Below are 11773 nucleotides of genomic sequence, written 5' to 3'. Positions count from 1 at the left end.
AGCCGCTCCGAAGACCCCTCCGCGAGCACGATCGGCTCGGACGAATGATGCGCCCGGCGGACGGATAGGTTGGTACCATCACCATTCCCAATGCACGGCGACGGGACAGAACGGTCGAAGGACTTCGATAGTACAGCGTCAATGCAATTTCGTGCTCCGTTCTCTCGGCAGACCAGCGCCGGGGCGGGGCTCGTGTTGCTCTACGCCGACAACTACGAGCAGTTCCGTCCTGCGTACCCCGTGCTCGAGCAAGGCTCGGTCCTCGGCCGCGATCCGACCGCGGATGTGTCCGTGCCGACGCGGAGCGCTTCGCGCCATCATGCCCGGATCGAGCGCCGGGGCGGCGTCTGGCGGCTGACCGACCTCGGCGGCCGCAACGGCACGCTCTGCAACGGCGAGTTCGTCACGGAGGCGTCCATCGCGCACCTCGATCAGGTCCGGGTCGGCGACGCCATCTTCAAGTTCGTCGAGCGCGACGTCGAGAGCTACGCCCGCTACCGCATCGACGGCGCCTACGTCGAGCCGCCGGGCTCGCAGGAGGGGCCGCCGAGCTTCTCGATGGGGCGGATCGTGGGCGGCTACCAGACCCGGAGCCTCGCCCGCAGCCTGCACGAGATCGCGCGCAGCGAGCTCTCGGTGCTGATCCGCGGTGAGAGCGGGACGGGAAAGGAGATCTTCGCCCAGCAGCTCCACGACTGGAGCGGCCGGCGCGGCCCGTTCCTGGCCGTCAACTGCGCCGCCATCCCCGCCGCCCTCGTCGAGGGGGAGCTCTTCGGGCACCGGCGCGGCGCGTTCTCGGGCGCCGACCGCGACAGGGCGGGCATCCTCCGCGCGGCCCACGAGGGCACGCTCTTCCTCGACGAGATCGGGGACATGCCGGTGGAAGCCCAGGCGAAGCTCCTCCGGGTGATCCAGTCGAAGGAGTTCACGCCGCTCGGCGCGACGCAGGCCGAGCGGATCGACGTGCGGATCGTCGCCGCCACGCACCGCGATCTCGACAAGCTCCAGCAAACGGGCGCGTTCCGCGCCGATCTGTTCGGTCGCCTGAACGAGCACAGCGTGACCCTGCCCCCCCTCCGCGAACGCAAGGAAGACATGTTCTTGCTCTGCACCGCGCTCGCGGCGCGCCACGGCCGGTCCGAGATCCGGCCCAGCATGGTCTCCATGGCGGCCCTGCTCCACCACGATTTCCCCTACAACGTGCGGGAGCTCGAGGCGCTCCTGAAGCGCTGGGCCGCCGCGGATCGCGGCGCCGAGTTCGGCATCCAGGATCTCAGCGACAGCATCCGCGATCGGATGAAGACGTACGGGGTCCGGGGCGCTGCCCTCGCGAGCCCGCTCGCGGAGGACTCCCGCGCCACGGTCTACCCGCAGTACGACGAGGAGCCCTCGGAGGACGGAGCGTCCGCGCCGGGCGGGCCGCTGCCGCCGAGGACCGCCCCGGAGGAGAGCGTGCTCCGGGAGCTCCTGGCGAGGCATCAGGGGAACGTCGCCGCCGTGGCGCGCGTGCTGGGGAGGGATCGCGTGCAGGTGCACCGCTGGATGAGGCGGTACAACCTCAAGGCCGACACGTTTCGCGGGTAGCATCGCGCTCGGCGCCGCGCAGAGCGGCACCACTCGCGCCCGCCGAGGCCGCACCCGCATGACCGCCGAAGATGTCGTGGCTCCTCTCCTCGCCGCGCTCGCGCTCGCGCTCGCGGCGTGCGGCGCGGCCGAGCCCTCGGTCGCGCCGCCTGGCCCGCTCGATCCGCCTCCCCGCGCCCCCTCGACCGTCGCGCTCGGCCCGGCCCGGTACGTCGCGCAGCCCTACTTCGGCCTTGTCGAACGCGTGGTCATCGACGGCCGGGAGGTCGACAGGGCGATCGTCAACGGCCAGCGCGCCGAGCTGCACGGCGTCGATCGGCTCGAGCCGCTGGGCGCGGACGGCGTGGTGCTCGCCGGCGGCGCGGCGTTCCCCGCGTGGGCCCAACCCGGCGCGCGCGTTGTCGGCGTCACGCGCGTCACGCGCGCCGCGCGCTACCTGTTCTGGAGCGGCGGCGACATCTACGCCGCCGAGAGCTTCGGCGGGGAGCTCCGCAAGCTCGCGACCCTGCCGGGCGACGTCGCCAGCGCGTTCCCGTGGCTCGACGGCATCGGGCTGCTCACCGCGGCCGGGAGCTTCGTCGTCCAGGGCGCGAGCGGCGCGCTGCGGCCGCTCGGCTCGCCGTCCCTCGTCGCGGCCGCGGCGGCCAGCGAGCGCCGCGCGCTCGTCCTGACCGTCTTCGGGCGCGCGCTCCTCACGTTGGACGCGGGCGCGTCGTACCGCGACGTCACGGCGGAGCTCGGCGATGCGATCGCGCTCGACGTCCGCGGCGAGGAGATCGTCGCCTCGCTGGCCTTCGGCCTCGAGCGCCCCGTCGAGCCGAGCGGTCGCCTCGGCGAGCCCCGCGCGCGGCGCGCGACGCCGGCGGCCGGCGTCGATCCCGGGTGGCTCGGCCGCGCGCCCTTCGAGCGGCTCGCGGACGCCGTCGCCTCGGGCCTGCCGCTCGCCGACGGCGGGGCCGCGCTCGCCGTGGACGGCCTCATCGGCCGCGTCGACCTCGCCACCGGCCGCGCCTCGTCCGTCGCGCCGCTCCCGCCGGGCAGCGGCGAGTGCGCGCCGTTCCGCGCGGGCGACGCGCTGCTCGCCGTCTGCGCCGGTCCGGAGCGCGCGAGCGTCGTCGACCTCTCCAGCGACGCGCGCGCGCTCCGCGTCGAGCGCTCGTTCGAGCTCCTGCCCGAGCCGGGGCGGGAGACCGATCGCTTCGTCGGCGTCGACGGCGAGGCGCTCGGCTACGTGGGGCCGTGCGAGGGGCGGCCGAGGCCGCGGATCGATCTCCGCGAGCTCTCGCAAGGAGCGCTCGGCGGCGACGCGACGCAACAGAGCGCGGTGTTCTGCGTGCGGCGCGGGCCGGGGGACTGGGTCGAGCACCGCCTCGACGCGGCGGACGCGACCGACGCCCTCGCCTGGATCCCGCGCCGCGGCGGGGGCGCGGTCGCGCTCATCGCGCGCCCCGGCACGTTCCTGCCGGACGGCGAGCGCGTCGAGGTGCGCGGCGCGCTGCGCGTCGTGCGGCTCGCGCGGGGCGAGCCGCCGCTCGTCTGGCCTCCGTACGGCGAGGAGCGGGCGGAGCTGCTCTCGCGCGCGCTCGCCGCGCGCGCGGACGGCGCGATCGAGGGCTGGCTCCCCGTGCACGGCTACGCGGCCGATCCCGCGCCGATCACGATCGACCCCGCCGGCCGGCTGCGCCGCCACGCCGTGCCGGCGCGCGCGCGCTCGATCGCGGCGTCGGGCCTCTTCGCGCTCGCCGAGACCGAGGACGGCGGGCTCTTCGAGACGATCGATCGAGGGCAGCGGTGGACGCGCGTCGCGCCGCCGCCGGGCGGCGGGGCCGCGCGCCTCAACGCCTGCTCGGCGGTGGGCTGCAGCCTCGGCACGTTCCTCCGGCTCGGGTGGGCGTCGGCCCCGCGCTCCGGCGGCGGCGGCGGAGGCCGCGCCGCGTCGCCGCCCGGCGCGGCCCTGGCGGAGCCGCCCCCTGCGCGGCTCGCGCCCGATCGCGACAGGGTGCGGCCTCCGGCGCCGCCGCCCCTCGCGCGGCTCGCCTGCAGCTTTGCGGGGCCGCTCGACGCCGCGCGCGTGCCGGAGTCGTCCGGCTTCGGCGCCGTCGCCGCGCCGCCCTCGCGCATGGGGGGCACGCTGCGGCTCGGCACCCTCGGGATGCTGACGCTGCCGTCGTTCAGCGCTGGCCAGTCGGGCAGCGCTGGCCAGTCGGGCAGCGGCGGCCTGCCGGGCGCCTCGTTTGCCGACGCGGAGCTCGCGTGGATCGCGCCGCTCGATCTGCGCGCCGAGATCCACCGCGCCACCGTGCCGCTCGCGAGCGCCGGGCTGCTCCAGCTCGCGTACCGGCCCTACGAGGCGCCGATCGGGCTCGTCATCGATCGCGACGGTCGCGTGGCCCCTGTCGCGGCCGGCCCGGCGGAGGCGTGCCTCGCCGGCCTGCTGGACGCCGCGGGCGTCACGCGGCCGGTCGGCGGCTGCGCCCCCCAGCCCGCGATCGGCGTCGATCTCGGCGATCGCGCGGTGTTCCTGAGCCCGCGGAACGACGGCCTCGCGGTGAGCTCGGTCGACCTCCGCGGCGCGCGCGGCGGGGCTCCTCTCGCGCGGCCCGCGGGCGGCGGGCCGCCTCCGGCGATCCGGGAGCTCCACGTGCAGCGCACCGCGCGCGCGACGGGGGCGGATCGGGCGCGCTTCGCCTTCGGCGCAGGCGCGCGCGCGGGCGCGCCCGTCTTCGTGGCGGTGGCAGGAGACGGCGGCGCGGTGCTCTCGGTGGTCGACCCCGTGCTCGGCACCCTGGGGCCCGAGGAGGCCCTCGCCCCCCTCGGCGCGCTCGGCGCGGGCGGCGACCCCGCCTGCGCGCCGCGCGGCGGAGAGGCGCGCGTGGTCCTGTCGTTCGATACGGAGATCGGCCTCGTGCCCGGCGCGCTGCCGGGGATCACCGCGGCCGGGACGGCAGGCGTCGCGGTGATCCGGTGGTCGCGCGAGCGCGCGTGCCTCGACGCCGTGGAGCTCGCCGTGCGCGACGAGCGCTACGACGGCGGCCTCGGCTTCTACGAGCCGCCCGGCGTCGTGAAGAAGCTCATCGCGCGCTTCGCGGGGCCATCCCCCGCGGCGCCGCTCGGCGCGCACGGCGGGCTCGTCGATCGGCGCGGGCGCGGCGGGCCTGGCCCCGCGGCGGCGCGGCGGAGCGAGCCGGCGCAGGGCGCCGGCGGCGGCACGCTCGCGTTCGTCCTGTTCGGCCAGGAGAGCCGGCAGCCGGTGCAGTGCAAGGCGGTCGTGGGCGTGCGCTGAGCCGAGCGCGCGCTCGCGGACCTCTCGACCGCGCCGCGCGGCCCCGGATCGCGCGGTGCGCCGCGGATGGCGCAGCGTTCGCGGCGCACCGTCTGCCCGTCTGACCGTCCAGCCGCACGCTGCGGCGGATTTCCAGATGGTCTAGGATGCGCCGCGTGAGCGCCGCTGCGATGCCCTCCCGCGCAGGCGTGCTCCTCGCGCTCTCCCTGGCCGCCGCGTGCAGCGCCGCCCCGGAGCGCCCTCCGCGGCCTGCACAGCCGCGGGTCGCCGCGCTCGCCGACCCGCTCCCACTCTCTCCTGCGCGCTACGTGCTCACCGAGGACATCGGCGTCCTCCTCGACGCCGCTGTCGGGGCCGACGAACGCGCGCCCGCGCCCGGTCCGGAGCCCGCGCTCTTCGAAGGGCGCCGCGTGCGCCTCGAGGGCGGCGTCGTGCTCGCCGACGCCCCCGCGGCCGAGTCGCTCCGCGGGTTCCGGTCGATCCCGGCGCGCCTCGGGGGCGGGTTCCTCCTGTGGTCCGAGGGCCGCGTCTACCGCGCCGCCGACTTCCTCGGCGAGCTCGCGCCCATCGCCGACGTCGGCGCTCCCGGCGGCGCGCGGCCCTACCTCGACACGATCCTCCTGCGCAGCGATCGGGGGCTGCTCGAGATCGATCCCTCCACGCTCGCCGTTCGCGGCTTCGGCGCCGCGGGCGTGGTCGACGCGGTGGCCGTCGACGCGCGCCGCGCGGCGCGCCTCGACCTGCTCGGCCGCGCCTCGGTCACCCTCGACGGGGGCGGCACCTGGATCGACGTGCTCGAGACGCGCGGGCTCGCCACGTCGCTCCTCGAGGAGCAGGACGGCGGCAGAGCGGTCGCGCTCCTCGGTCCGCAGGGCGGCGCCACGCTCCACGTGAGCGCCGCCGGCCTCGTCCCCGTGGTGCCCGCGCCGCCGCGGGCCGGGCCGAGCGCCTCGCTCTCTCTCCCGCCTGCGCGGGACCCCACGCTCGGCACCACCTCGGTTCGCGCGCTCGCTCCGGCGGGGGTCGCGCTTGCCGCGGCCACCGGCGCGCTCCTCCCTGGCGGCCGGTTGCTCGTCACTCGCGACGGTGGCCTCGCCGTGCTCGCGGCGGCGACCGCCCAGCCCCTCGCGGAGGCGGTGATCGAGAGCCTCGATCCGAGCTATGCGCGCTGCCAGCCGTTCCGGTCGGGCGACGATGTCTTGCTCGCGTGCGCGCACGAGGCCGCCCAGGTGCTCCGGCTCGAGACGACGCTCTCCGCGCCGCGGCTGGAGGCCACGTTCCCGCCCCGCGGCCGAGGCCCCGACCCGATCGCGAGCCCGCAGGGCGCGTTCGTCGGCGACGATCGCGGCCGCCTCGCCTTCCTCGGCCGGTGCGGCAGCGTCCCCCCTGGGCTCCACGACTTTCCGGAGAGCCCGGGAGACGCCGGCCCGACGGACGACGAGGCGCCATGGCCCCGGCGCTTCGCGCGGCTGGCGCCCGACGAGCCGCAAGGGGACGCCGCGAGCCGCGAGCCCGTGGAGGAAGGCGTTGCGCGCGTATGCGTGCGCGTCGGCGGCGGCCGCTGGGTCGAGCGCCGGATCGAGGGCGAGGACGCCGACCGCCTCTACCGCTGGATCGTCGGCGAGCGCGGGAACGTCACCGCGCTCGTGCTGGAGGCGCCGAGCGGTCCGCGGCCGCGGCCCTCCGAGGAGGACGAGGAATCTGACGAGGAAGTGCGCGGGACCTCCGAGGGCGAGGAGGCGGACGGCGCGCCGCGGAGATCGCCTCCCGGCCCCCCCGCGCGCGGGCGCGAACGTCGTCCTGCGGGCCCGCCCGAGGGCGTCCGCGTGATCCGCGTGCGCGATCGCGACCCGGCGCTCGCGGGCGGCGCCTTCCCGGCGCTCGTGGGCGGCATCTTCCCGGGGTCCGCCGACGCCGTATCGCCGCCGCGCCTCATCGACACCGATTTCTGGGAGGACGAGGACGGCCTCGTGCGCGGCTGGCTGCACCTGCCCGAGGAGGCCGGCGGCGTCTCGCCCGCCCGCGAGGCGCTGCCGGAGGCGGGCTCTCCCGCGCGCGCCCGTCGAGCGGAGCGGCTGCTCTCGGGCCGCCGCGGCGGCCGCATCGCCGGCCTGCGCATCGACGCGCGCGGCGGCGTCACCGTCTTTCCCCTCCCGGCCGGCGTCCAGAACGTCGTCGTCGGCGGGCGGTTCGCGCTCGCCGCCACCGGCGACGACCCGCCGGCCTTCTTCGAGTCGACCGACGGCGGCCGCTCGTGGCGCCCCGCCGAGGGCCCGCCCGCGCGCCAGATCGAGCCTCCCTTCGACGAAGGCGCCCCCTTCGCCTGCTCCCCGATCGGCTGCGCGATGGGCGAGCACGGCCTCGTCCGCCTCGGCTGGGGCGGCCCTCCGCCCTCGCCGCGCGGCGCGCCGCCGCCCTTCGCTCCTGCGGTGAACCCAGCGCTCCGCGCCGCTCCTCCGCCGCTCGTCTCCTGCCGCCTCGACGACGACCCCTCGTCCTTCCCGCCGCCGTCGGCCGCCCCGGCGCCGCCCTCCTCGGGTCGCCGCGCTCCCCGGGGCACACCCGCGGCAGGGGGGCCCGCGACGGCCCGTCCGACCGGCGGCGCGCCCCCTGTCGTCTCGCTGTCGACCGCCCCGTCCTCGCCCCTGGGCGCGCTCCGCGACGGCACCTTCACCGCGAGCGTGCTCCTGCCGTTCGCGCGCGCCGGAGCGCCGCGCCGCCTGTCGCTCCGCGACGGCTCGCTCGGCGCGGCGTCCGGCGACATCGTCCCCGTGCTGCTCGCGCCCGGCGCCAGGGCGCCCGCGGATCTGCTGCTGCTGTTCGACGCGAGCGGCCCGCACGGGCGGCGTGGCCTCCGCGTGCGCGCGGGCGCCGAGCCCCCGGCGCTCCTGCCGTTCGACAACGCCGGCACGATCGCCGCCGCGGTCGAGCTGCCGGGCGGCGAGCTGCTCGCCCTCGACGCCGGGAGGCGCAGCTTCGTCGTCGCCGTGCGGCACGGCACCTTCCCGGCCTTCGGGCTCGCGCGTGTCCCCGAGCTCGCGGGCGCCCGCCTCACCCTGGGCCGCCGGCTCGACGCCCCTGGCGTGGCCCTCATCGGCTACTCCGTCGCTTCCGGGGAGGTGGTCGCGGGGCCGATCGACGTCGCCCGTGGCCACGTCGGTCCGCTCGAGCCGCTCGGGCCCCTCGCGTCGCTCGCGGAGATGGGCGCCGGCGGCTGCGGCGGCGCGCGACCGTCGCACCGGTTCATCGCCGAGCTGCCCGCCACGCTGCGGGTGGCTTCGAGGAACGGGGCGCCGCTGTTCGAGGGGGACGCCCCCGCGTCCGCGCTGCTCTCCGGCGGCCGCGGCGCCCTGTGCGTCGAGGCGATCGAGATCCGCGCCGCGGTCCGGGGCGGGCTGGACCTCGGCGTGGTCTTCGGCCCCGACGGCGCCGCCGCGCTCCGCGACGGCGGGGGTGGCGGCGGCGTGAGACTCCGCTGCGAGCTTCTGTGAAACCGGCCATGACGGGCGGCGAGCATCCGGAGATTCCGCGTCGGCGGACCTATCGTGCTAGGGTCCGCCAATGCCCGCCCTTCGATCCTTGGCCCTGCCGATCGCGGTGGCCGCGTCGATGCTCGCGCTGAACGCATGCTCTGAGCGGCCCACCAACTTCCCCGATCGCGACGGTGTCATCGCCGCCCAGGCCGAGTGGTGCGCCGCGCTCGCCAAGCTCCAGCGCGCCGGTGCCTCCTGGGAGCACCTCAACGCGTGCAAGGCCGCCTACCCGACCTCGTCGCCCACGTACCTCCGCGCGATGACGGCCTGCTTCTCGCGCCGCATGGAGGCCGCCGCCGAGAGCTCGCCGGACCGGAGCCAGATCATCCTGGAGTGCAACGACGAGGTGGCCGTCAAGCTCAACCCGGACGAGCCCACGGCGGCGCCGGTCATCGAGTCCCGCTGCGCGCGCATGGCCCGCTGCGAGAGGGTGCCCGTCCCCGCGTGCAAGAGCGCGTTCAGCAAGCTCGAGGCGGCCCAGCGCGCGATGTTCACCACGATCTACAACGCCGCCGGCCGCTACGAGATCATCGACTGCCTCGAGAACGCGAGCTGCACCGACAACGAGGAGGCGGGCCGCCAGGCCTGTTACAAGCCCACCTCCGACGCGCTGCTCTGGTTCCCCGACTGAGCCCCGCGCGCTGGCGGTCGTCGCCTCGTCCACGCTGGCGGTGATCTTCTCGTCCACGCCGCCAGCCCTCTCGTCCGCGCCGGAAGCCCTCTCGTCCGCGGCTCGTTTCCACGAAATCCCTGGTAGCGTGCCGCGTATGCGAACCGCCCGATCTCGAACCGGTCTCCTGTCTCAGCTCGGCGCGCGGCGTCCGCGCGCCGAGCGTCCTCACGCCCGCCCCGCAGCGACCCAGCCCGGCGCGGCGCGCCGCCTCTTCCTCGCCCGCGTCGTGGCCGCCGCGCTCGCGCTGATCGGGGCGTGGCTGCCCGCGAGCGCCGCGCACGCGGCGGGCACCGTCACCATCGTCGACCGCTCGCCCAAGGAGGACAGCGGCCGATGGAAGCTCAAGATGACGATGAACTACGGAGGGATGCCGCACCTCGGGCACATCCCGATGCTGTTCTCGTTCACGCCGACGGTGCACTACGAGCGAGCGCTCACCGACAAGTCGCCCGAGACCCCGGTCCTCGTCCGCATCCCGCTCCAGAACCAGCAGGGGATCAACGAGAGCATGGACGTCGGCTTCTCCGACAGCAGCGGCAAGGTCTTTGCGATCACCAAGTTCGACTTCGTCCTCCGGCGCGATCGTGGCTTCGAGGCCGGCGAGTACGAGCTCGTGATCAAGCGCGCGAGCGACGGCGTCCAGATGGGGCAGAAGCAGAAGATCACCCTGCAGGGCGACAACCCCGTCATCGATCGCCGCGCGATCGTCTTCAGCGGCGAGAAGAAAAAGAAGGACGACAAGGCGGACAAGGCCGAGGCCGAGAAGAGCGACGAGCCCGCCAAGGAAGAGGCGCCCGAGGGCGAGCCCGCGGAGGGCACCGCCGAGGCGGAGGCGCCCGTCGACGACGCGCCGCCGGCCGAGGCGCCGCCGCCGGTGGAGCCCAAGCAGGGCGGCTGCGGCTGCCGGCTCTCGCCCGACGAGGCCGCGACGCCCCTCGCCCTGCCGCTCGTCGCCCTCGGCGCGGCCGCCGTGCTCGCGCGAAGGCGCGGCGAGCGCCGCGCGCGCCGCGCCTGACAGCGCCCGCGCCGCGAGCGCCCGGGATCGAGCGAGACAGCCTCTGTGCTGGACGTTGCGCGCGGTCTCGACCGGCCGCGCCTGCAGCAGCACATCGTGATCGCGCTTGCAGGGACCACCCGAGCCCGCAGACAATCCCGGGCCGACGTCCGCTGTCCGCGACTCCCTCGCGGGCCCGCCGTCCCCAATCCAATCGATGAGCTCCCTAGTCCCTGCCCACCAGCACCCCCTGCTGTACGCGATCTTCGTGCGTGTCTGGCTCCACGAGCTCTCGCGCGCCGCCAAGGCCAGGGTGACGCTCGCCAGCGTGCCCGACGCGGCGCTCGACCGGCTCGCCGCGCTCGGGGTCGACTACGTGCACCTGATGGGCGTCTGGGCGCTCGGCGAGGAGGGCCCGCGCCGCTCGCTCACGGATCCCGACCTGCGCGCCGAGTACGACCGCGTGCTGCCGGACTGGACCGAGGCCGACGTGGCTGGCTCCCCGTTCGCGGTCGCGCGCTACGAGGTGAACCCCGCGTTCGGCGGCGACGCCGGCCTCGCGGATCTGCGCCGGCGCCTCGCGGCGCGCGGCATCGGGGTCATCCTCGACTTCGTGCCCAACCACGTCGCGCGCGATCACCACTGGGTGAAGGAGAAGCCCGAGCTCTTCATCGCCGGCGACGACGGCGCCCCGCTCAGCGGGCGCGACCCCTACATCCCGCCGTGGCCCGACACGGCCCAGCTCGACTACCGCCTCGCGGCGACGCGCGCCGCGTCCGTCGAGGCGCTCCGCAGCGTCGCGTCGCGGTGCGACGGTGTCCGCTGCGACATGGCGATGCTGGTGCTCGACGACGTCTTCCGGCGCACGTGGTCCAAGCGCCCGCCGGTGGAGCGAAAGGCCGAGGCCACCGGCGAGTTCTGGGCCGAGGCCATCGACGCCGTCCGCCGCGACCACCCGAGCTTCGTCTTCATCGCCGAGGCCTTCTGGGACCTCGAGTGGCGCCTGCAGATGCTCGGGTTCGACTACACCTTCGACAAGAGCCTTTACGATCGGCTGAGCCACGCCTCCGCGTCGTCGGTCCGCGGCCACCTCGCGGCGACGCCCGACTACCAGCGGCGGAGCGTCCGCTTCATCGAGCACCACGACGAGCCGCGCATCGCCGCCGTGCTCCCCCCGGATCGGCGCCGGGCCGCCGAGTTCATCGCGGCGACGGTGCCCGGGATGCGGTTCATCCACCACGGCCAGCTCGAGGGGCGGACGGTGCGCGCCTCCTTGCACCTCGCCCGCGCCCCCGAGGAGCCGGTCGATCAGGCCTGCCTCGCCTTCCACGAGCGGCTGCTCGCGGCCGTGCGCCGCCCCATCCTGCGTACCGGGAGCTTCGCCACGCTCACCGCGCGCGGGCCGGGCGCCGACGCGTTCGTCGCCTACCGGTGGGAGCCGCTCCCGGCCTGCGGCGCGCCCCGGAGCGCGGCGCCCCTCGTGGCGGTGATCAACTTCGCCCCGTCGCGCAGCGGGTGCCGCATCCCGCTCGACATCGCCGGCATCGCCGGCCGCAAGGTCCTGCTCGCCGACCTCATGACCGGCAACGAGCACCCGCGCGACGGCGACGAGCTCGTCGATCTGTCGCGCGGCCTCGGCGTCGAGCTCCCCGCGTACGGCATCCACCTCTTCGAGATCCGGCGCTGATGCGCGTCGCGCCCGGGTC

The 11773-nt window shown here is 76.2% G+C and carries 6 protein-coding genes; all 6 read left to right on the top strand.

The features are described from left to right. Nucleotides 1-141 precede the first annotated feature (141 nt). The 6 genes from WMF11_RS28885 (at nucleotide 142) to WMF11_RS28860 (ending at nucleotide 11754) form a co-directional block, all read left to right on the top strand. Entirely contained in the window at nucleotides 142-1584 is a 1443-nt protein-coding gene (locus WMF11_RS28885; protein WP_437902471.1) for a sigma 54-interacting transcriptional regulator, read from the top strand. Between the two features lie 58 nt (nucleotides 1585-1642). Beyond that, entirely contained in the window at nucleotides 1643-4867 is a 3225-nt protein-coding gene (locus WMF11_RS28880) for a hypothetical protein (protein WP_437972977.1), read from the top strand. Nucleotides 4868-5022: 155 nt separating this feature from the next. After that, entirely contained in the window at nucleotides 5023-8358 is a 3336-nt protein-coding gene (locus tag WMF11_RS28875) for a hypothetical protein (RefSeq protein WP_437972976.1), read from the top strand. Nucleotides 8359-8428: 70 nt separating this feature from the next. Further along, nucleotides 8429-9031, top strand: a complete 603-nt coding sequence (locus WMF11_RS28870) for a hypothetical protein (protein WP_437541615.1) — start codon at nucleotides 8429-8431, stop codon at nucleotides 9029-9031. A 136-nt stretch (nucleotides 9032-9167) separates the two neighbouring features. Next, entirely contained in the window at nucleotides 9168-10088 is a 921-nt protein-coding gene (locus WMF11_RS28865; protein WP_437972975.1) for an MYXO-CTERM sorting domain-containing protein, read from the top strand. 196 nt (nucleotides 10089-10284) lie between these two features. Beyond that, nucleotides 10285-11754: an alpha-amylase family glycosyl hydrolase gene (locus WMF11_RS28860; RefSeq protein WP_437972974.1), complete on the top strand. Its 1470-nt coding sequence runs from the start codon at nucleotides 10285-10287 to the stop codon at nucleotides 11752-11754. Nucleotides 11755-11773: the final 19 nt, after the last annotated feature.

It is taken from the genome of Sorangium sp. So ce295, assembly GCF_051527405.1.
GTDB classification, from domain to species: Bacteria; Myxococcota_A; Polyangia; order Polyangiales; family Polyangiaceae; genus Sorangium; species Sorangium cellulosum_B.
This window is presented reverse-complemented; position numbering and strand designations above follow the sequence as displayed.